Consider the following 20278-nt stretch of genomic DNA (forward strand, 5'->3'; position numbering starts at 1 on the left):
CGAGCCGATAGCGCGACCAGCTTTTCGTCAGTTCGGGTAAATCCCTGCGGTCGTAGGGTGGCGTAGAATAAGAAGGATCCGCGAAATGGTCTGTCTACGTGGCTCTCTCAAGTTTCTTCGGCCGGTTCCTGACGACCGATGTCTTCTGGAATCTCCCGGAGAAAGCTTTGCCCCTTTTGCAAACGGCGCCCGAGTGCTTCGACAAATCCTTCAAAACGATCCCTGCCCTTTGCCTGCGCGGCAGCCTGTGCGTCGTTGGGTAGCGGCGGCGTGATCGTCAGCCAAAAGCGGATGAAGAGCGCCAAGCTTTCGGCCGTCAAGCCCACGTCGCGTTCCAGCCGCTGCATCTGGCGCGACAGCCGATCGAGGCGCCGGGTAAACGCCGCTTCTCGCCTGTCCGCTCCATCCGGGGACAGAAACGAAACAACTGCCGCTTCCACGATCGCCGACCGAGAAAGTCTTTTGCGATCGGCGAGCTCTGAGATCTGTTTCAGCAGTTCTGGCGGGAAGTAGACGTTCATCCGGTCGCGCATAATGCCTCAGAGCTCCATACCGTCATTCGGGTCCATGGCGACCTGACGCGCAACGCCGCGCATCTGCTGGCGTATGAGCCGGGACTGGCGGACCCCATCCTCGTCATCGTCAAGAACGGCGGCAAATTCTTCTGCCGGCGTCGGTTCGGTCGTCTCCTTGGCGATCGCGACGTGATCGGGGAGTTCGGGCTCGCGACGGAGTCCGCTGTTCGCCGTGTCTTCCTCGACCTCCGCGGCTTTGTCAGTTGGACCCGCCGTCGGCTTCAATGGTCCTAGCGCTGACCAACCGTCCGTTCTCGATGATCGGCCGGCGCTCGCCGGATTTGGCGGCGGCAGAACCCGCTCGGTGAACCGCCTATCCTCGTAGTAGCGAACTTTCTTCGCCCGGATCGGCGGCGTACCCGCCACCATGACGATCTCGTCCATCGGTGGAAGCTGCATGACCTCGCCCGGGGTCAAGAGAGGTCTGGCCGTCTCCTGCCGCGAGACCATCAAGTGCCCCAACCACGGGTTCAATCTATGGCCGGCATAGTTTTTCATGGCCCGCATCTCGGTCGCGGTCCCGAGCGCGTCCGATACCCGCTTGGCGGTCCGCTCGTCGTTGGTCGCGAAGCTGACGCGGACGTGACAGTTGTCGAGGATGGCGTTGTTAGGCCCGTAGGCCTTCTCGATCTGGTTGAGCGACTGCGCGATCAAGAAGCTCTTGATGCCGTACCCCGCCATGAAGGCGAGCGCAGACTCGAAGAAATCCAGCCGCCCCAGCGCCGGGAACTCGTCGAGCATCATTAGCACTCGATGCCGACGGTCGCGGGCGTGTAGATCCTCGGTCAGGCGCCGGCCGATCTGGTTCAGCACCAGACGGATCAGCGGCTTGGTCCGAGAAATATCCGACGGCGGCACCACGAGGTAAAGCGTCGTCGGGCGACCATCTGCGATCAGATCGGCAATCCGCCAGTCGCAGCGACAGGTCACCTGGGCCACGACGGGATCGCGGTAGAGCCCGAGGAACGACATCGCGGTGGATAGGACGCCGGAGCGTTCGTTTTCGGATTTGTTGAGGAGTTCGCGCGCGGTCGAGGCGACGACGGGATGGGCGCCCTGCTCGCCAAGGTGCGGTGTAGTCATCATCGCCCTCAGCGTGGTCTCGATCGGCTGCTTCGGATCGGACAGGAAGGCGGCGACGCCGGCCAAGGTCTTGTCCGCCTCGGCATAGAGAACGTGGAGTATGGCGCCGACCAGGAGCGAATGACTGGTCTTCTCCCAGTGGTTCCGCTTGTCGAGGGAGCCTTCGGGGTCGACCAGGACGTCGGCCACGTTCTGGACGTCGCGAACCTCCCATTCCCCGCGCCGGACCTCGAGCAGCGGATTGTAGGCTGAGGACTTTGGGTTGGTGGGATCGAACAACAGGACGCGGCCGTGTCGCGAGCGGAAGCCCGCGGTCAGTTGCCAATTCTCGCCCTTGATGTCGTGAACGATGGCCGAGCCGGGCCAAGCCAGGAGCGAGGGGACGACAAGACCGACACCCTTGCCGGATCGGGTGGGTGCAAAACACAACACGTGCTCCGGCCCGTCGTGGCGAAGGTAGTCGCGGTCGAGCTTGCCGAGCACCACACCATCCGGACCGAGAAGTCCCGCCGCTCGAACCTCGTCCGCACCAGCCCAGCGCGCCGACCCATAGGTCGCGACATTCTTGGCTTCGCGCGCCCGCCAAACCGACATGCCGATCGCCACCGCGATCGAAACGAAGGTCCCCGACGCCGCAATGAAGGCTCCTTCGACAAAGACCCGTGGCGCATAGGCGTCGTAGACGAACCACCACCAGAAGAAGACGGGCGGGTAATAGACCTTGAAGCCCAACAGTTCGAACCAGGGCCGCCCAAGCTCCGGTTGCCAGGCGAGCCGCCAGGCCGTCCACTCGGTTGCTCCCCAGATGGCCAGCAAAACGATCAGGCCGACCACGATCACCTGCCCCCAAAGGATTTTGGTTCCGGACATCCCGAACGCCCTTCCGCAGCTGGATTGGTGCGATTGTTAGAGACCGAGGTCGCGCTTGCGACCAAAGCCCCATTCGATTCCACCGCCGTCCTTCACGACGCCGGTGACGTGTTGGCCGAGCCTCCTTTCGAGTTCGCGCGACCAGGGCACGAGTTGGAAGCCGAGCCCATTGTCGATCATGGCGAAGCGTCCCGAGGCGAGCGTCAGACGCTGGCGATATGTCCCCGCCACATGCTCCCCGGATTCGGACTTCACGTAAGGGAGGCTGGTGTCGGCCGAGACTTTTGCGGCCACCTGGTCCAGTTCAAGCTGGCGCAACGTGTTCAGGAGGTTGCGCTGCAAGATGATGCGTTGGCCCTGCCGCCGCGCTAGGCCCTCCCGGATCAGATGCTCGGTACGGGCTTCCATGGCTTGGCGCGTCTCTCGGCCGAATCCGCCCATGGCAAGCGGCATGGAGTCGCGTTCGACCAGCCTGTGGTCAAGCCAGGTCGCGCCTTTTGCGGTGACCTGCTCGGCAAGATCGAGATCGGAGCGGATGGCGAGCACCACGGTCGGCCGTGGATCGCCGGCTTGACCGAAGCGTCGGACTTCGACGATTCCCCCAACGGGCGGAGCATGTTCGAAGGCCTCGATACCTCGAAAGCGCACGTGGTGCGCGCGTCCGTCGGTCCCGTCGATCAGGGCGTAGGCCTCGCCAGTCAGTTCGTCATGCAATCCACGCTCGACCAGTCGTCCCATAAGCTGAGACGTCGGCTGTCCACCCTCGATGACGAAGTCGGCGACGCCGCGCGCTTCCCCGCGCTCGGTAAAGGCGCGGTGCATGGTCTTGATGATGTCGCCGCGCATGCCGAGGTCGCGCAAGCTGCGCTCGGCCTCGAGTCCGACCATCCACTCCCCTGGTGCGGCGGATGCGGCAAGGCCCATCTTCTCGAGGTGCTGAAGACGGCCAACCATCAGGCGGCGGATCTCAGGATCCGCGCTGCCGGGATTCTTGGGTCGAAGATCGATATACCCGGTCTCTTCCGCCGCCAGTCGGACCTCCCGGTCGAGCCGCGTCCATCGTTCCGCCGAGACTTCCCTCTCCAGCGAATTGCGGATCTCGTGCTCCGGTTTTGGACCCAGTTCGATCGCGACCAATTCCTCGGCGCGTGAACGCAGGCCCCGGCTGATGTAGTCGCGGGAGATCACGAGATCAGCGCCCTCTTCGTCGACCCCCCGAACGAGAAGATGGACGTGAGGATTGTCGGTATTCCAATGATCGACAGCCACCCAATCCAGTCGCGTGCCAAAGTCGGCTTCCATCTGCTTGGCGAGGTCGCGGGTGAAGGCCTTCAGGTCGGTCATATCGCCGGCGTCCTCCGGCGAGACAATGAACCTGAAATGGTGACGGTCGTCCTTGCAGCGTTCGGCAAACGCCGCGCTATCGGCGCCGTCGCCGCGGGCATCAAACATCTCGGCCCGCTCACCACTCCGGGTCACGCCATCGCGCTTCAGATACGAGAGATGGGCCGTCAGCGGCGCTGAGCGGAAGGCTCGTCCTTTGTGGCGAACCACGCGCGCCTTCACCACAACGCGCCGCGTCGGGCTGAACAATCTCGCCCGGCTAAAGGCGAGGCGCCCGCGGCCAAACGTCGAACGCCCATGGGCCGCGGAACGCCTGCCGGCCGGGGTCTGACCCGAGGTGTGTCCGGTTTTCTTCGCCGCGCGTAGCACCTGATTGATGAAGCTTTTCGGCTTCGGCGCGCGGGTACTGCGGATGCGCCCGGGCCGGATACGCAGATCGCTGTCGCCCGTGGTCATGACTGCGCCTCGAAGGACGCCAAAACGCGTAGAGTGCCGAAAATGTAGTTGATCTCATTCTTAAAAATCCAAGGCGCGGCACGCGCCCCGACCGACCGGCACGCCGGAACCCAAGCCATGTCAATGGCTTGCGGTTCGAGCGGCGAGCCCCTTTTATCTCGCCGTCCTGCCGTCGTGGTCTCCGGGTCGCCGGTTCCCGAAAGAGCCACCGCGACCTGGCCGCCAACTCGCGAAGCCCCCACTGCTTCCGAGCGCTTGCGATAGCGATCGTTACCCGAAGGGCCGAGACACCCGAAGGGTGGCTCGGTGAGGAGCGAAGCGACGAGTAGAGCGCGGGCCGAAGGCATCGCCCATACACCATCAGCTTGCGAACCCGCACACCTGGTCATCGCGATACTCCCGAATCCGATCGAGGGACGAACATGCCAATTGGCCGGGGGACCATGGGCGAAACATCGGGCGCCGAGAACGCGGTCGTGACACCGCTAGACGGCATGAGCGCCAACAACCGATCACGCGTCTTCATGAGATCGGATCGCGTGACGAATAGCGTCGCAGCTGCTGATGACTGTCCGCCGGACGTCCACCTCGGCGGCAGTTCGACGGCAAGCAGATTTGCAAGCTTTGCGACGTATGCTCGCGTCTCGTCTGGCAGAGAGCCGCCCGCAAGATGCTCTTCATAGCGAGATGGTCCCGCATTGTACGCCGCAAACACGCCAGGCGAGCCATACCGATCGAGCAGTTCGCGCAAGTACGCCGTACCGGCCAGAATGTTGTCGTGCGGGTCGTAGGGGTCGTTCCCGAGATTGTAGCGCACACGAAGTTCCGCCCAAGTCGCTGGCATGATTTGCATCAGGCCCATTGCGCCTTTTGGCGATCTGGCGTGCACGTCACCAGCACTCTCGATGCGTTGGACTGATCGGATCCAGTTCGGCGCAATCGCAAAGCGTTGTGCGGCTTCATTGATGAAGCCGGCAAATGAGTGAGCGGTCTGACTGATCGCCGGCTGGGCGGTTGATCCGCTCTGGGCCAAAGCAGCACCGTCGAACGCGGTCAGAAGAAGCATCACGGGCACGACTGCACAAACGCGCGTGCCCAACCGACCCAAGCACGCGGTCGGGCTCGCGCCAGCCTTGCAGACATCGATCGAGACGGAGGAATGATCCCGCAATCGATCGAACAAGGGCATGGCGAGGAGAACACGTCGAATACGCACGATCACCCCTCCCACGTCCACACCGGCATCGCACGGCCGATCACGCTGGATGCCGGAAGAAATCCAAAATACCGGCCATCAAGAGAGTCGTCCGACTGCCAGTTCATCAGAAACAGATCGCCGTCGCCGACGACGCGGCAGCCCTGCCATTTCGGCAGCGGCCGGCCGCGTCCGTCGCGGTCCTTCGCCTCGCCCACCGCGACCTCGTCGACCGAAATCGTGAGGCCGGTTCTGCAAACACTCTGCCCCGGAAGGGCGAGCACGCGCTTCAGCATGGGCACGCCAATGGGCAAATAGCCGTTCAAATCGAGGAAGGTCGCGAGCGGCTCCGGCGGCTGCACGGCGACCAATTCAGTAACTTGGAATTGGTCCGCCGGTCGGAGGCGGTAGAGACCGATCGGCACGCTCGCGGATGCGTTCCAGATGTATAGCGGAATCGGCTCCAGGACGATCGTCGCGATGAGCGCAGCAGCGACCCCAATCGTCACGGCCAGCATCGGTAGGCGGCCCGTCATCGCATCACCCTTTGGCGATGGAGCCAGGCCTGATGGCGCGCTTTCGTATACGGGCGCGGGTTTTCATTAACGGACAGACGGTTGTGAACGTGATGCCAATGGTCGGGAGCGACATCAGCCGGATCGACGCCGAGCGCCTCAACGGCATCGATCATCTGCAGCACGCGCTCGACCTTCGGCCAGCCGGACAGGCGCAGCAGAATCTCACCGCCGGGCGTCACATAAGGAACGGTCGAGCAGCGCTGTCCCAGTGCGACCGCGCGCAAGATGTCGATGCGCGAAATGATCGTGCCAAAGTCGTTGGAGGTCCACCGGACGAAGGCAAAGATGCTGCCTGGCGCGAATGACAGGACACGCCGATGGCGATCAAGCTTCCGTTCCCCGACAATGCGACCGAACCGAATGCGGTTTTCGATGCGCTTCTCGAGCCACAACACTTCCACTTCCGTGAGATCGCTCATGCGGCGGCTCCCGGACGCTGGGGCTGGCAGCCGTGAGCTTGGGGCTCGGTCGAGAGTGTGTATCGCCTGCAAAGGCAGGCTGGCCTGTCGGACTGCCGTTGCCGAGCGCCATCGACGCCGCTTTCGGCCTGCTCCGTTAGAAGAAATCCGAAGGATTTCCGGTTAGTAAAGTTAGAGCGGCTGGAAAGCGCGGAGAAACAAGCTCTTAAGCTCGATTCCGGTCCCCGATAGCACGAGGATCGGGTCCCCGATAGCACGAGGGTTGCGGTCCCCGATAGCACGAGCTGATTCACAGGTTGTCCTCCGAATTTGGAATGAGACCGCGCCGGCGCAAGCGGGCCGTTAAGGGATCAACAGGCGTGGGTGCAAAGTTCAGTCGCTCGGTGCCATCAGGGTCGCGCGTGAGCACGAGCTGATAACCGGGCAATGTCTGGCGCTGGACGATCTGGCGCACGTCGTAAGCAAAGTGCTTGAGGGGCGAGAGGATGCCGGACTTGGCATGGAGGTGCACCAGATCAAAACTCCAGCCGCCGTCCTGGCGTCCGCCGTGCTTGCGCACAAGACGATAAAGCCACCTCTCAAGTCCGCCCGTCAGCTCGAAATAGGCGCGATCAATCGTCAGCACGAGCGCGTCATCGATGACGCCAGCGTAGAACCAATCCGGCAGGATCAGCTCGATCCCAAATGGGCGGCCATTTGCATCGGCCGTCTCTTTCCACTCGTTGATCCAGGAGAAGCGATGCCGTCGCCGCTCTGCCGGCTGACGGATCGACGTCAGCACGGTCGTTGACTGAAGTCTGTCGAGACCCGCCTTCAGCCGATCATAGTCGCGTGCGCCGGTGCCGCGGCCGACGAACGTCAGAATTTCATACGGCGTTGCAGCCATCAGGCGCGACGTCTTCAGGCCGGCATCACGGGCTTCGACAATCTGGGACGCGGCCCAGATCAGAACGTCTGCATCCCAGATCGTCGCCATGCCGTGTTCCGGCACGGCTTCGACACGAATTGCGATCGCACCGGCACGGAAGTCGATCGGCACGATCCGCTTAGTCTTTGCGAGGGAGAAGAACGGATACGCCATCAGATCCTGCGCGTCGCGCGGCGCAAGATCGCCGGGCAACGCCCGAAAGAGCTCAAGCTGGTCGCGCTCCGAATGGTGTTTGCGCCGCATGGTCACTACTCTCACGCGGCAATCAGCGACGTTCCTGGCCCGCATACGGGCGCAGCGCGGGCTGCTTCTTGGCCGGCAGTACCGTCCCCTTCCCGGGATCGGACGTCGACGTCTTGGCGCCGCGGTCAGCCCACGCTTTCAGGTCATCGACGGCGTAGACAACACGTCCGCCGATCTTCCGATACGTCGGTCCAGTACCGTACGTGCGGTGCTTCTCGAGCGTGCGACCGGACAGGCCAAGATAGCGCGCGGCCTCAGGTGTACGCAGGAATCGCGGTGGTAGACCGGCCATCGGATCGGGCATTTGAGGACTCCAGGAGGACATCGCACTACGCCTGGCTAGGCCGGCGTGTGTGCGGTCATCATGGAGAAGCAAGATCTCGGAGGGGGATGCCGAATATGGAGGGGGCCGCTTTCGATACCCCCCAACCGGAAGGGCTATTCGTCCCTGCGCCCGGACCGCAGAAGTTTGCGGTAACCACCGCGCATCAACGCAAGGCCGCCTTGCACCAAGCGGATTGTTCGATTGCGCAGATCATGGGTCTTCCAGGCACGGTCGGGGATTCGCTTTTTGCCGAAGAGCGCTTCGGCGATAACGCGATAGCTTCCGCCGGCGCTGCGAGCATCAAGCGCACGGATCGCGGCGCTCAAGCGTTCGCGCCGCTGTTTAGATAGTTGGTGAAAGGCAGGACCTGGTGCGCGTCCATTCATCGCGCGCCACAGCCGGCGGGCTGCATACGCACGCGCGCCGAAATCGCCGTCAAATGGCAGTTCGGCTGCATATGACGCGCCAAGCACCGGTGGATCCTTGGACCAGACACGGTGATCCACTGCACCGATGCGCAGCACGGCGTGCCAGCCGTCGGCGGCGCGGCGCATCTGGCCTGCTGCAAGGTCAAGCAGCGGTTGAGGCGCTGAACTGCGATCGGCGGCCGAGGCAACCTTGACCGGAACGACCGCCGCTAGAACCTCAGGCGCCCAAAAGATCGTCTGCTCATCGAACGACCGCCGCGGGTCATGGGCGAAAGCAGAGGCCCCACCTCCTCCTGAATTCGTCAGTCACTTCGCCGTTCGGGCTGTTGGCAATCATCACCTCGTACTCACGCCGGTAACCGGCGTTGCGGCGGAGACATTCCCAGGCGATGTCGGTGATTTCGGCGTCTTGTAGGCTCTTGTAGGATTCCGGCGACCGCCAGTCGAATTCAGGCATTGCTTCCGCCCCATTGCACGCTGCTAACAACGATTGCGCCGCAATAGGTATGAACGAGGCGGTTGTAGGAAGCCCCTAGTTTGGCACCACGTGGTGCACCGGAATGACCACCGATCAGCAAAAGAAAATAGTTCTGCCTGCAAGTCGCCGGCCGGCGGTTTTCTTCTATTTTGAGCCGGTGCCGCGCAAGAGGCGTCCCTGCTCGGTCACCCATTTGGCGCGCGCGAGATGACTCTGATATGCGCTTCGCGCACGGTCCGGCTCCCGCACCGGATCGATATGCAGCACCACTCGAGCGACTTCCATCCAGTCAGCCCCTTGGCTTTCGGCCTGCAGAAGGCGCATGTAGGTCACGACATGCTGCTCATCGTAGGCAGTGAGAATTTGATCTGCAGGCGCAGCGTCGGCGACGCCTGGGTCGAGCGGCGGCTTCCTCATAAGACTCCACGCCTTAGTTTAGACAATTTCTAACACGCGGGCAGGAAGGAGCAGAAGCGCCAAAATTGTCGCGGAAGCCGTCCGGATCGCGTTTTGTCGAAAATACTCCGTGGTGAAATACTCTTCAAGGACATGCCCTCTCGCGTATGGATATACGCGAGATACTTGCAATCAATTTGCGGAAGCTCCGGCAGGCCCGTGGTTTGTCACAGGAGGAATTGGCTCATCGTGCTGAAATTGACCGCACTTATATCAGCGCACTCGAGCGAAGCGTTTATGCGGCGGGTATCGACGTTGTCGATCGGCTCGCTCGCAGCCTGGGTGTCGAGGCCGCCGACCTGCTCACTCGCCCGCCCACAAGCACCAAGAAAAGGACTCGGGGGCAGGCCGAGTGATTGAGCCGACCCGCTCGATCCGGCGGCCGGTTCGCGCTCACTGACGCCTGGAAGGATGGGAAGCCCCGCCCGGCAGACCGGACGGGGCTTGATGAAGTGGCCTACTCGCCGGTCTTGCGCGGCCGCGACCAGAGCAGGGTGTAGCCTTCACCGCCTTCGTCGTCGAACAGGTTCGCGTAGATCGGCGCGTTGAAGGAAGGATCGTCGAGCTTGAGCGAGAGGTAGTCGCGGCCTTCCTCGGAACGCTTCGACCAGGCTGCGCCGATCTCCGCCCGGCCCACATAGATGCGGTGGCTGGGGGCGTTGTCATTGGAGCGGTTGGTCTCGGCGACGATGCGGACGCCCTTGGCCTTCAGGCTCAGGGTGACGATCTCGCCCTGGAATTCGTTACCGACCTTCTTGAAAGAACCGATGTTAGCCATGTCACTTCTCCTGTTGTGTTTCGAGCCCGCGACCACCGCGGCCTCGATGGCGATCTAGGGCCGAGGACGATCGGCGACGCACCCGCTCGGGCCGGAGCGCAGCGGAGGACGTCGTTGTGGCGACTTTCTTGCCTCGCGAGGAATGGGCGAAGCCCAGGGGAAGAAAGTCGCATCAACGGCGTTGCGGCTCAGACGATCGAGGCGAAGCCGGTCTTCGGCCAGATCAAGCCATCAACGAGGCCACGTGCGTCCGCGTGCTGAACCACGATATCTGGAGAAGCGTGGCTATCTCGGTTTTGATGAACAAGAGGCGTGAACGATTCAGCGGGGAAAGAGAAACAATCTCCTGCAAAAGGCGGTATCGTCTCCCAAGAACGGATCGAGATAAGATCGTTCTGCCGCGGCTGCGTGGGCCAGACCGAATGTCGGCAGCTTGATCGATGAATTCCGAGCAGGACGAGATCTCCGCGCTCAAGTTCGATCATCCCGTTCACCGCGCCGATCTACGCGAAACGAAGCTATTCGACATGGCAGCGGTAAGCGATCGCCCCTGGGGCCATGCGGCCGTAAGAATTGGCTAGGACGGTTTCTCCACCACCACATCGGGCTCGAACGGGCGGGTCTTCGCCAAAACCACCAAGCGCGTCATCGCCGTGCCGCCAACGCAAACCGCGCCCAAGGAAGCGAAGACTTCACGCCAAGCCAGCGAGGGCACCCCGATATTGGACACGGCGAACACCACATGATAGCCGGCGACGGCGGCGGGAACAGCGAATGCTGTTGCGATCGCGATGCGCAAGGCCGAGGACCGAGTAACAGCAAAGGCGACCTGGCCGAGGACCAGCGTCAGCGCACCGCCGGCCGTCGCGATAAGCATGGCGCCAATGAGGCCGGCGTCGCTGTGAAACGTCATCATCCCGATAATGAGTGCGACAAAAAACGGCAGGGCATACACGGCAAGCGCAATGATCGCCCAGCAGAACAGACCGATGCCGAGTGTGTTGAGAACAAGCCCAATAGCGAGCATGGTGGTGGCTCCATGTGCATAGATCTACCAGTCGCGCCTTCCACCACCACCACGGCGCAACTCTGGATATGAGACTGAAACGAGGCGGAGTTGCGGCGGGAGCAATTTCGCCTCAAAGACTTCAGTTGAGCAGACGGCGCTCATGCGCCGCCGAACATCCAGACCGGGATGCCGAGCCGTTTCGCCTTGTCGGCGAGGTTGTCCTGGATGCCCGTGCCCGGGAAGTGCATGACGCCGATCGGCAGGAGTTCGAGCATGGCATCGTTGCGCTTGAACGGTGCTGCCTTGGCGTGCCTCGTCCAGTCGGGCTTGAAGGCGATCTGGGCCACTTTGCGGTTGCTCGCCCATTTCGAGGCGATCAGTTCGGCCCCCCTCGGGGAGCCGCCATGCAGCAGGACCATGTCGGGATGCTTGGCATGAACCTTGTCGAGACGATCCCAGATGAGGTGGTGGTCGTTGAAGTCGAGCCCTCCGGTGAGCGCGATCTTTGGCCCTGAGGGCAGCAGGATCTCGGTCTCGGCGCGGCGCTTGGCTGCGATGAAGTCGCGGGAGTCGATCATCGCCGCGGTCAGGGTGCGGTGGTTCACCAGCGATCCCGATCGGGGGCGCCATAATGTGCCGGTGTGAGTCTCGAAGCGTTCGATGGCTTGGTCACGGAAGAGCTCCAGGCAGTTGCGTCGCTCGATCAACGTGGTGCCTTCCGCCGTGATGCGTTCGAGTTCGACGGATCGAACTTCGGAACCGTCCTGCTCGCGCTGACTCTTCCGTTGCGCCTGTTCGTTGTCGTCGAGTTGGCGACCGATGCGGTCGACGGCTCGGTGGAACAGGTTGACGGTCGACCAGAGCAGATCGTCGAGGTCCGGCTCGAGCCGCGTGTCGCTCAACGTCGCGACCAGGGCATCGAAGATATCGACGACGGCACCGGTAATGATCCTGCCGTCGGGAAGCGGCCGTGGATCGGGCTGGTCGTCGAAGGGGCGGTAACCGAAGAGCTGCAATTCGGCAAGAACGTGTTCGGTCGGAGATGCGTCGTGCGGTGGTTCGATGTCATCGTGGTCGGTCATGGAGGCGATCCTTTGCCGGATCGGCCGCGACCATCGCGGCCTTCGTGGCGATCACTCAGACGGCAGGCGGAACGGGCCAGAACCCGGAGCAGAGCGGAGGGCCGAAGCGCAGCGGAGGATGGCGGAGGCCGGGCTATTTTGCTTCGCGATGCAAAGCGCGCTCGCCAGATGGCTAATGTGTCTTCTCGTCGCCGGCGCGCGGCGGAAAATAGCCGGACGCAGCCATTGCCGGTCCGAGCCGCTTGCCGTCCGATCGCCCTCTAGAAGGCCGTGGTCGCGTGCTCTCCCGGCAGTGGCCGCACCGCGACCGACCTGTCGATGCCCATCGAATTGCCGGGGCTATTCCGCGGTTGCCAACGACGAATGCAGCAAACGGACGACGTCCTCTGGTACGAGCTGAAGCCGCAACGATGCGCGGAGGGCTTCGAGGCCAAAGATGTGCAGATCTTCGTTGAAATCGCCCACCCGAGGCGACAGCGGAATCGCTTCAACGCCGGCCTCTACCGCGCGCTGCGTGAGAATCGCCTGTACGGTATCTCCGGCAGCATCGTCATCGCGGGCGATATAGAGCCGACGCAGGCCAGATGGCAGCATCATCGCTGCGAGATGATTAGCCGAAAGCGCGGCCGCCATGGGCAGGGCCGGCAGTGCGTAACGCAGTGACAGCATGGTCTCGATTCCCTCGCCGGCAGCGAGCACATCATCGACCACGCCGAAGCGAACGGCGTTGCCGAGCAGGTCACCCATGGCGCGTCGTGGTGTGTCGATCGGAGCCTTGCCGAGCCGCACGCGATCAAAACCGTGTGGATCTAGCCAGGTGCGGTGCACGCCGGTGATCCGTCCATCGAGGTCGGTGACACAGGCTATCATCGCCGGCCAGGTTTCGGTCGACGAATGCTCATCCGGTCGATAGTAGCAACGAGGATGGAAGCGCAAGCTGCCACCATGGTTGATGCAACTAATTCCGCGACGCTGCAAGTACGCCTCGGCTAATGTCCCTTCAATCGGGTTGGATATCGCAAAGAGCCGACGAGCGGCTTCCTGCGATCCGGCCGGCGCGACTGGACGAACGGGCCTCGGGAGTGATTGCTCCTCGGAACGAGGCAGCTTCAGAAAGCGCCTCGCCTCCTCGGCGACCTCGCGAAAGTCTCGCAAGGCCAGACTTTCGCGGATGATGTCGAGGAGATCACCATGTTCTCCGGTCGCGGCGTCGGTCCATTTCCCAGCGGGTCCCTTCGGTGATTCGTGCAGCCGCACGAACAACGAGCGGCCCGGCGTATTGTAGACGTCGCCGACCAGCCAGTACCGCCCCGCCCGCCTGCCATTAGAGAGATAGTGTCGGCACACCGCCTCAGCCTCGCACGAGAGGCGGCGTGCCAGTTCGGAAGCATCGCCGGCCATCACGCGGCCTCCCGCTCACTGACGCCCGTAACCGGATAGGTGTCGAGCACCCTGGACAGGACCTCGATGCCGCTCGCGTCCGTGGGTACGAACATGCGCAGCTTCCAGGAGATGATCTCCCCAAAGAGGCCGTAAGCACGGAGGCGATCGCGTATCGTGTCGTTGAATCCGGACAGCTCGATGCGATAGGCGCCCATCACCCGGACGCGGCGAAGTTGGAGTTCCTCCGCGAGGTCGAGGACGGTGCGTCCCTCCATCAGCGCGGCAAAGGCAGCGTCCGGCGTCAGCGCGGGCGCGTCCCTCGAAAGGACGTTTGCGACCCATGTGGCCGAAAACTTGCGTCCGATGATGCGTTCGCCCGCATCGGTCTGGAGCCGATAGACGCGGGTTGATTCGTTCGGCAGCCGCTTCCAGATAGGGAGCAGCAAGCCCGCCACAACGTGGATCGTGCTTTCCGTGAACTGGGGCACCTCGGCAAGCTCCGCCACCCAGGCCGCAGCGAAGCGCCCACGGTCCGCTTCGATCCAGTGGCTCTCCGCCATCATGCTCAAGGGGACCGTGTGCTGATCCATCGGCCGGATCAGACGGACGCGCCGCTCGATCTCGCCGTCATCGAGCATGACGCTCGCCGCGGGGACCTGCACGGCGGCTCGTCCCGAGCGCTCATTGACCAGCAGGACGGCCTGACGATCGGAAAGACGAGCAAGAGCGTCATCCAGACTCACCGGATGATTGCGCTGGCGCTGTGTGACAGTGAGCAGCCGGGTCTCGGCGCCGGTCCCCCGCTGGTCATAGATCGTCCGCCGGTCGGTGACGACAAGGCTCTCGGCACGGAGTGTTTCCAACCCGACGTCGTAGGTGCCGGATGCAACCGCGCCTTCGATCCGAGCGGTCAAGAGCTGCTCGAAGGCGGTGAACAGCACATTCTGGAGGTCGATGGTGAGCGCCAATAACCTGTTCAGAAAGGTCGTGATCGGCGGCAGGTCATTCCTGAGCCCATTGGCATCCATGAGCTTCAGACCGGTTGCATCCTCGAACCTCCCAAGCGAGCAACCGTCGACCTTGCCTCGCGCGAGCAGCGTGTAGAGCTGACGCAACGCATCACGTCCATACTGGCTTTCGAGATTGTCCTCGGGCCGGAACAGGCCCTGTCCTCCGGTCTGACGTTGGCCGCGCGTAATGGCTCCCAACGTATCGAGCCGGCGGGCAATGGTGCTGAGAAAGCGCTTCTCGGCCTTCACGTCTGTCGCAATCGGACGAAACAGCGGCGGCTGCGCCTGGTTGGTCCGGTTGGTGCGGCCAAGGCCTTGGATCGCGGCGTCGGCCTTCCAGCCGGGCTCGAGCAGGTAATGGACGCGCAACCGGCGATTCCGCGCCGACAGTTCGGCATGGTAACTCCGCCCCGTGCCGCCGGCGTCGGAGAACACGAGGATGCGCTTGACGTCATCCATGAAGGCCGAGGTCTCGGCGAGATTGGCCGAGCCTGCGCGGTTTTCGACCACCAGCCGGTCGCCCTTGCGGATGACGCGGCGCGAGCGGCCCGTCACCTCGGCGACCAGTTCGGTGCCGAAGCGCTGGATGACCTGATCCAGTGCCCCAGGTACCGGCGGCAGCGAGGCAAGCTTCTCGATGAGGCGGTCACGGCGTGCGACGGCTTCCCGGCTCTCGACCGGCTGGCCGTCGCGATAGACAGGCCGGGAGCAGAGGTTACCTTCCGAGTCGGTGAAGGGTTCGTAGAGCTGGACCGGGAAGGAGTGGGCGAGGTAGTCGAGGACATACTCGCGCGGGGTGATGTCGACCTGGACGTCGCCCCATTCTTCAGTTGGAATCTCCGCGAGCCGGCGCTCCATCAGCGCTTCGCCCGTCGACACGATCTGGATGACCGCGGCGTGCCCAGCCTCAAGATCGTTCTCGATCGCACGGATCAGTGACGGGGTCTTCATCGAGGTCAGGAGGTGACCGAAGAAGCGCTGCTTCGCGCTTTCGAAGGCGGAGCGTGCCGCAGATTTGGCCTGCCCGTTCAGCGTTCCCGTTGCGCCGGTGATGTTGGCGGCCCGCATCGCCGCGTCCAGGTTATTATGGATGACGCTGAACGCACCGGCATAGGCGTCGTAAATGCGGACCTGCTCCGGCGTCAGTTGGTGCTCAACAAGCTCGTACTCGACGCCCTCGTAAGAGAGCGAGCGGGCTGCGTAGAGGCCGAGCGCCTTGAGGTCGCGCGCCAGCACCTCCATGGCCGCGACCCCACCCTCCTCGATCGCTTCGACGAACTCGGCACGGGTGGCGAACGGAAAGTCGGCGCCGCCCCAAAGGCCGAGGCGTTGGGCATAAGCGAGATTGTGGACCGTGGTTGCGCCCGTCGCCGACACATAGACCACGCGGGCATTCGGCAGCGCGTGCTGGAGCCTCAAGCCCGCGCGCCCCTGCTGAGAGGCCGCTTGGTCACCACGCTCGCCCTTGCCCCCGATCGCATTCTGCATGGCGTGGCTCTCGTCGAAGACGATCACTCCGTCGAAGTCCGAGCCCAACCATTCGACGATCTGCCTGACGCGCGAAAGCTTCTCGCCACGCTCGTCGGTCCGTAGCGTGGCGTAGGTGGTAAATAGGACGCCTTCCGCAAGCCGGATCCGGGTGCCCTGGCGAAACCGGGACAAGGGCGTAACGAGCAGGCGCTCCATCCCGAGCGCGGACCAATCGCGCTGCGCGTCCTCGATCAGCTTGTCGGATTTGCTGACCCAGACGGCACGTCGGCGGCCCTTGAGCCAGTTGTCGAGCAGAATCCCGGCGACCTGCCGGCCCTTGCCCGCGCCGGTGCCATCGCCCAAGAACCAGCCGCGGCGAAAGCGGACGGCATTCTCTGCGTCATCGCGCGCGGCGGCGATAACATCAAAGGTCGCATCGACCGTCCAGGAGCCCACGAGAAACTCAGAATGCGCCTCGCCGGCATAGATGACGCTCTCAAGTTGGGCGTCCGACAGAACTCCATCTGCCACCAGACTCGAAGGCAGGTGCGGACGATAGGATGGTTTCGGTGACGCAACGGACGCCATCGCCGCGGACTGCACGAGCTTGGTCGGGTGTGCGCACGATCCGGGAATACGGATCGATTGCAATCCGTATTCCTCGTAAAGGGCATCGGTGAGCCGGGTGCCTTCCGGCGGCGACCATTCGACCGTTTCGTATGTAAGTTCGACGCCTTCTGGCGCGGCGTCTCTCGAAGAAGACGATGAGCGTGGTGCAACGGCGCCCAGCGATCGCGACATAGCCGGCCGCTCGATAGCGACGATCTCCGGTGATATGGCGACGGGCAGCCTTGGAGGCACATGCTGGTTCACCCAGTCGAGCAAGGTAGCGACGTCGGCCGCCATGCCTGGCGAAGCCGGAAAAGCCGTCGGATCGGCAGCGGGCAGCTTGTCGATCACAAGCAGCCGTGTGTCGATTTGTGTTCCGTGCTTCGCGTAGATGGCGCCGTCGATCGCCGCAGAAAACGCTACCTGCCCGCGTTCCTGGAGCCGCACAAAGGCTTCTCGCCATGCCGGGTTATCCGGTGCGAAGCTGGCGCCAGTGATGGCGACAAGGCGTCCACCGTCGCCAAGACGCGCGAGCGCTGAAGCGATGTGACGGAGAGCCGCATCCGTCATCCGTCGGTCTACGTTCGTCAATGCCGAGAACGGCGGGTTCATCAGAACGACGCTCGGCACGACACTCGCGTCGAGGTGGTCGTCGATCTGTGCAGCATCGAACCGCGAGACCTTAACGCCTGCGAAGAGATGATCGAGCAGCGCCGCGCGGGCCTCGGCCAACTCGTTCAAGACCAGAACGCCGCCGGCGAGCTCGGCAAAGACGGCGAGCAAACCGGTCCCAGCAGAAGGCTCAAGAACGCGATCGGCCGGCGTAATGCCAGCCGCGGCGCATGCGGCCAGCCCAAGCGGGATCGGCGTCGAGAATTGCTGAAGCGCCTGGCTGTCCTCGGAACGCCGCGTGTGGGTCGGCAGACAGCTAGCGATCTTCGTGAGCATCGGCAGCATTGCTGCCGTCGACCCAGCCTTGGCACGCATCGCGGGGCCGAACTTGCGAAGGAACAGAACGGCTGCCGCCTCGCAGACGTCATAGGCGGTCTTCCAATTCCAAACGCCGGCCGTGTCCGAGGCGCCAAAGGCAGACTCCATGGCGCTACGCAGAACAGCGGCATCGATGCGACGGCCGCGTTCGAGCTCGGTCAGGACCTGTCGCGCGGCCCTGACAGCGGCAGAGGTGAGATTTGCAGCGGCACGCATGGAGAGCGGCGTGGCGATGCCGCCGGCAAGAGATTCGGTCATGGCAGGAATTCTTTCGGAGAGCAGGAATGGGTCGAACCATCAGGCGCTCTCCTTTGCCCCCGACGGCTCAAACCCTTCCCGGCCCGACTCTCACTCTCCGCCGTTCCCAATAAGAATGGGGACCAGCGCTACACACCGGTCCCCAAGCAACCGCGGGACGGCCAAAGCCGCCCCGCTCTGTGATGATCACTCAGCCGCGTCGAGATGTTGCGGATCTTCGTCGGCGGCGGTCTCCTGATCCTCCTCGTCGGCGAGGAATTCGGGCAGCCGGCCCGCCTCGCTCTCCTGCTCTGACGCCGCATCGGGATCGAGGAGACGCAACGGCTCCGGCAACCAACCCGAGCCATCCAGAAGTCGTTCAGCCTCCTTGGCCATGTCGGCCTTCTTCAGATGGTCGATCAGTTGCGCCGACGACTCGCCCTTGGCCTGCCGCACGGCATCCAGAATACGCGGCTTGGTAACCCGGCCGAGATAGTTGTCGACGGTCGGTCGCCAGCCGGCCTGCACCATGTCGAGCCCGACCGCGCGCGCCAGCACATCGGCCTGGTCGAGACGCGTGCGAACGCCATGGGCGGAGACGCGACCCTGATTGTAGCGATTGGCTGGCTCATGGACGGCGTTGACCGCAAACGACGCACAGTGGGCGAACAGCGACGCCTGTGCACCACCATCGAGAGCCGTCAGCGCATCCCAGAGATCGTTCTCGCTCTTTGGCAACCGTGCCTTCCAGACCTCATGTCGCGCCTCGACTGCTTTGGCCGAGACGCTTTCCCTCAGCCCCGGAGCTTGGGCGGGAAAGTTCGGCGTGCGAAGGCTGATCTCAAGACAGCTCCCGGACGATGCGAACCGGTAAAAGGCCGTCAGCACGAAGTTATGCAGAACTGCCTGGAACGCGACCGCTGGATTTCCCGCCAACGCATCACGCAATGTCAGTGTACGATGCGCCGTCAACTCGATGATGAGACGATCCGGCAAAGGTTTGGTCGCGTCCTCATCATCCTCCTCGGCATCAGCAGCGCCGCCTGCGACCGCGATGACCGTGCGCTGGACGGAAGGGCCCACTTCAAGACCTTCGGTCGACGACGCATCGGCGCCCTGCCCGACATCAGGATCAGTTGCCGGCACCTCGTCCTCCGGCCGGACGTAACCCCGGTCCACGGCGAGGCGTCCTTCGGAGTCGATGCTGATGAAGACACCAGCTCGGGCGATCTCCGCCGGTTCGTAAAGCATCGGCCGGTCTTCGAATGCAGCCAGGGCCGACTCGATTTCGCCGAGACGCTGATCGACCTCGTCGGGCAACTCGTCGGCATCCCGGTAGTCGACTTCCAGCTTGGCTTGCTCGGCGTTCAGCGCATCGATGGTGGCCTGCTCCTCAGGCGAGAGATCGACGGGCTTGCCTTCGATTTGTCGTAGGCCTTGAGTGTGACCGTAGGGGAAATCTACGGCGACCGAGATCCACTTCCAGCCTTCGGCAGCAATCGTCTCAGCTTCGGCCTTGAGCTTCTCGGTTACGAGGCGGTCGAGCAAGACGACGTCCTGAAGCCAGCCGCCGTCGTCGTGCTCGAACAGATCCCGCAGAACGCCGCCACCCGCGCTCTGATAGGCATCGAGGCCCACAAATTGGGCCCGGGGATCGGAACCGCGCACGGTGTTCTCCGTGAGCAGCCGGCGGATCTGGTATGGCTCGTCATAACCGGAGCGGCTGACATTCTCCCAGACTTGCTCCTGGCGGGCGTGATCGGCCGTGACCGAGAACGCCATGAGCTGCTCGAGGGTCATGCCGTCTTCGGCATAGACCTCATGCAGCTTTGGCGAGACCGACGCCAGGCGCAGGCGCTGCTTGACGATTGCAGGGTTCACGAAATGACGCGCGGCAATGTCTTCCTCGCTCATGCCGAGATCGCGGAGTGTCTGGAAGGCCCTAAACTGATCAAGCGGATGCAGGCCGACCCGCTCATCGTTCTCCGCCACCGAATCGTCCTCGGCGATGCCCCCTTCACGCACAACGCACGGCACCGCCTGCGTCTTTGACATCCGCTTCTGTTTTACCAGGAGCTCGAGAGCGCGATAGCGCCTGCCGCCCGCTGGCACCTCGAACATGCCGGTCTCGTTGCCATCTGCATCGACGACGGCCCGGACACTCAGACCTTGCAGAAGCGTACGCTGCGCGATGCTCTCGGCTAGCTGCTCGATCGAGACACCGGCCTTGACGCGGCGAACGTTCGACTGGCCGAGCACGAGCTTGTTGAAGGGAATGTCCCGAGAAGGGGACAGCGTGATCTTTTGTACGGCTTTCGTCATTTTGGCTCTC

General features: G+C 63.2%; 19 protein-coding genes. 1 reads left to right on the top strand and 18 read right to left on the bottom strand.

Annotation, left to right across the window (positions count from 1 at the left end; translation table 11 throughout):
- Window positions 1–107 precede the first annotated feature (107 nt).
- The 11 genes from L6639_RS18855 to L6639_RS18905 all read right to left on the bottom strand — a co-directional run bounded on the left by L6639_RS18855 (window position 108) and on the right by L6639_RS18905 (window position 9339).
- Window positions 108–533 (bottom strand): ribbon-helix-helix domain-containing protein, encoded by a 426-nt coding sequence (locus L6639_RS18855; protein WP_006018726.1) that lies wholly within the window; start codon window positions 531–533, stop codon window positions 108–110.
- 6 nt (window positions 534–539) lie between these two features.
- The gene (locus L6639_RS18860) at window positions 540–2528 is read right to left on the bottom strand and encodes a conjugal transfer protein TraG (protein WP_006018725.1); all 1989 of its coding nucleotides are present in this window, start codon (window positions 2526–2528) and stop codon (window positions 540–542) included.
- Window positions 2529–2564: 36 nt separating this feature from the next.
- Window positions 2565–4328 (bottom strand): relaxase/mobilization nuclease domain-containing protein, encoded by a 1764-nt coding sequence (locus L6639_RS18865; RefSeq protein WP_006018724.1) that lies wholly within the window; start codon window positions 4326–4328, stop codon window positions 2565–2567.
- A gap of 385 nt (window positions 4329–4713) precedes the next feature.
- Entirely contained in the window at window positions 4714–5544 is an 831-nt protein-coding gene (locus L6639_RS18870) for a lytic transglycosylase domain-containing protein (RefSeq protein WP_006018722.1), read from the bottom strand.
- Window positions 5545–5546: 2 nt separating this feature from the next.
- Entirely contained in the window at window positions 5547–6059 is a 513-nt protein-coding gene (locus tag L6639_RS18875; RefSeq protein WP_006018721.1) for a S26 family signal peptidase, read from the bottom strand.
- Window positions 6056–6520, bottom strand: a complete 465-nt coding sequence (locus L6639_RS18880; RefSeq protein ID WP_006018720.1) for a DUF2840 domain-containing protein — start codon at window positions 6518–6520, stop codon at window positions 6056–6058. Before L6639_RS18880 ends, L6639_RS18875 begins: the two co-directional genes overlap by 4 nt.
- Window positions 6521–6809: 289 nt before the next feature.
- Complete coding sequence (locus L6639_RS18885; protein WP_006018719.1) at window positions 6810–7691, bottom strand: replication initiator protein A; 882 nt, start codon at window positions 7689–7691, stop codon at window positions 6810–6812.
- A gap of 22 nt (window positions 7692–7713) precedes the next feature.
- Entirely contained in the window at window positions 7714–7995 is a 282-nt protein-coding gene (locus tag L6639_RS18890; protein WP_006018718.1) for a helix-turn-helix transcriptional regulator, read from the bottom strand.
- 134 nt (window positions 7996–8129) lie between these two features.
- Window positions 8130–8570 (bottom strand): DUF2285 domain-containing protein, encoded by a 441-nt coding sequence (locus tag L6639_RS18895; RefSeq protein ID WP_024337242.1) that lies wholly within the window; start codon window positions 8568–8570, stop codon window positions 8130–8132.
- Window positions 8571–8706: 136 nt separating this feature from the next.
- Entirely contained in the window at window positions 8707–8901 is a 195-nt protein-coding gene (locus tag L6639_RS18900) for a transcriptional regulator domain-containing protein (protein WP_006018716.1), read from the bottom strand.
- Between the two features lie 165 nt (window positions 8902–9066).
- On the bottom strand, window positions 9067–9339 hold the full coding sequence (locus L6639_RS18905) for a hypothetical protein (protein WP_006018715.1): 273 nt from the start codon (window positions 9337–9339) through the stop codon (window positions 9067–9069).
- Between the two features lie 146 nt (window positions 9340–9485).
- Here L6639_RS18905 and L6639_RS18910 point away from each other — a divergent pair, with 146 nt between their 5' ends.
- Window positions 9486–9734, top strand: a complete 249-nt coding sequence (locus L6639_RS18910) for a helix-turn-helix domain-containing protein (protein ID WP_024337241.1) — start codon at window positions 9486–9488, stop codon at window positions 9732–9734.
- A gap of 101 nt (window positions 9735–9835) precedes the next feature.
- Here the strand turns inward: L6639_RS18910 and L6639_RS18915 are convergent, their stop codons facing one another.
- The 7 genes from L6639_RS18915 to L6639_RS18945 all read right to left on the bottom strand — a co-directional run bounded on the left by L6639_RS18915 (window position 9836) and on the right by L6639_RS18945 (window position 20268).
- Window positions 9836–10156 (bottom strand): DUF736 domain-containing protein, encoded by a 321-nt coding sequence (locus L6639_RS18915; protein WP_006018714.1) that lies wholly within the window; start codon window positions 10154–10156, stop codon window positions 9836–9838.
- A gap of 188 nt (window positions 10157–10344) precedes the next feature.
- Entirely contained in the window at window positions 10345–10641 is a 297-nt protein-coding gene (locus L6639_RS18920; RefSeq protein ID WP_080654815.1) for a hypothetical protein, read from the bottom strand.
- A gap of 92 nt (window positions 10642–10733) precedes the next feature.
- Complete coding sequence (locus L6639_RS18925; protein WP_006018713.1) at window positions 10734–11183, bottom strand: hypothetical protein; 450 nt, start codon at window positions 11181–11183, stop codon at window positions 10734–10736.
- Window positions 11184–11323: 140 nt separating this feature from the next.
- Window positions 11324–12247, bottom strand: a complete 924-nt coding sequence (locus L6639_RS18930; RefSeq protein ID WP_006018712.1) for a DUF2493 domain-containing protein — start codon at window positions 12245–12247, stop codon at window positions 11324–11326.
- A 339-nt stretch (window positions 12248–12586) separates the two neighbouring features.
- Window positions 12587–13648, bottom strand: coding sequence for a DUF7146 domain-containing protein (locus L6639_RS18935; RefSeq protein WP_006018711.1), 1062 nt, complete (start codon window positions 13646–13648; stop codon window positions 12587–12589).
- On the bottom strand, window positions 13648–17967 hold the full coding sequence (locus L6639_RS18940; RefSeq protein ID WP_006018710.1) for a bifunctional class I SAM-dependent methyltransferase/DEAD/DEAH box helicase: 4320 nt from the start codon (window positions 17965–17967) through the stop codon (window positions 13648–13650). Before L6639_RS18940 ends, L6639_RS18935 begins: the two co-directional genes overlap by 1 nt.
- Window positions 17968–18153: 186 nt before the next feature.
- Window positions 18154–20268 carry a ParB/RepB/Spo0J family partition protein gene (locus L6639_RS18945; RefSeq protein WP_006018709.1) on the bottom strand — a complete coding sequence of 705 codons (2115 nt, stop codon included), beginning with the start codon at window positions 20266–20268 and terminating at the stop codon, window positions 18154–18156.
- Window positions 20269–20278 lie beyond the last annotated feature (10 nt).

The organism is Bradyrhizobium zhengyangense (assembly GCF_022012555.1).
Taxonomy (GTDB): Bacteria; Pseudomonadota; Alphaproteobacteria; order Rhizobiales; family Xanthobacteraceae; genus Bradyrhizobium; species Bradyrhizobium zhengyangense.

Coding starts and splice junctions, on each gene's coding strand:
- L6639_RS18945 (WP_006018709.1), bottom strand. CDS start 20,268: ATGACGAAAGCCGTACAAAAGATCACGCTGTCCCCTTCTCGGGACATT.
- L6639_RS18940 (WP_006018710.1), bottom strand. CDS start 17,967: ATGACCGAATCTCTTGCCGGCGGCATCGCCACGCCGCTCTCCATGCGT.
- L6639_RS18910 (WP_024337241.1), top strand. CDS start 9,486: ATGGATATACGCGAGATACTTGCAATCAATTTGCGGAAGCTCCGGCAG.
- L6639_RS18895 (WP_024337242.1), bottom strand. CDS start 8,570: ATGCGCCGCGCCGCCGACGGCTGGCACGCCGTGCTGCGCATCGGTGCA.
- L6639_RS18925 (WP_006018713.1), bottom strand. CDS start 11,183: ATGCTCGCTATTGGGCTTGTTCTCAACACACTCGGCATCGGTCTGTTC.
- L6639_RS18890 (WP_006018718.1), bottom strand. CDS start 7,995: ATGCCCGATCCGATGGCCGGTCTACCACCGCGATTCCTGCGTACACCT.
- L6639_RS18920 (WP_080654815.1), bottom strand. CDS start 10,641: ATGATCGAACTTGAGCGCGGAGATCTCGTCCTGCTCGGAATTCATCGA.
- L6639_RS18880 (WP_006018720.1), bottom strand. CDS start 6,520: ATGAGCGATCTCACGGAAGTGGAAGTGTTGTGGCTCGAGAAGCGCATC.
- L6639_RS18865 (WP_006018724.1), bottom strand. CDS start 4,328: ATGACCACGGGCGACAGCGATCTGCGTATCCGGCCCGGGCGCATCCGC.
- L6639_RS18935 (WP_006018711.1), bottom strand. CDS start 13,648: ATGGCCGGCGATGCTTCCGAACTGGCACGCCGCCTCTCGTGCGAGGCT.
- L6639_RS18930 (WP_006018712.1), bottom strand. CDS start 12,247: ATGACCGACCACGATGACATCGAACCACCGCACGACGCATCTCCGACC.
- L6639_RS18915 (WP_006018714.1), bottom strand. CDS start 10,156: ATGGCTAACATCGGTTCTTTCAAGAAGGTCGGTAACGAATTCCAGGGC.
- L6639_RS18860 (WP_006018725.1), bottom strand. CDS start 2,528: ATGTCCGGAACCAAAATCCTTTGGGGGCAGGTGATCGTGGTCGGCCTG.
- L6639_RS18855 (WP_006018726.1), bottom strand. CDS start 533: ATGCGCGACCGGATGAACGTCTACTTCCCGCCAGAACTGCTGAAACAG.
- L6639_RS18885 (WP_006018719.1), bottom strand. CDS start 7,691: ATGCGGCGCAAACACCATTCGGAGCGCGACCAGCTTGAGCTCTTTCGG.
- L6639_RS18905 (WP_006018715.1), bottom strand. CDS start 9,339: ATGAGGAAGCCGCCGCTCGACCCAGGCGTCGCCGACGCTGCGCCTGCA.
- L6639_RS18900 (WP_006018716.1), bottom strand. CDS start 8,901: ATGCCTGAATTCGACTGGCGGTCGCCGGAATCCTACAAGAGCCTACAA.
- L6639_RS18875 (WP_006018721.1), bottom strand. CDS start 6,059: ATGACGGGCCGCCTACCGATGCTGGCCGTGACGATTGGGGTCGCTGCT.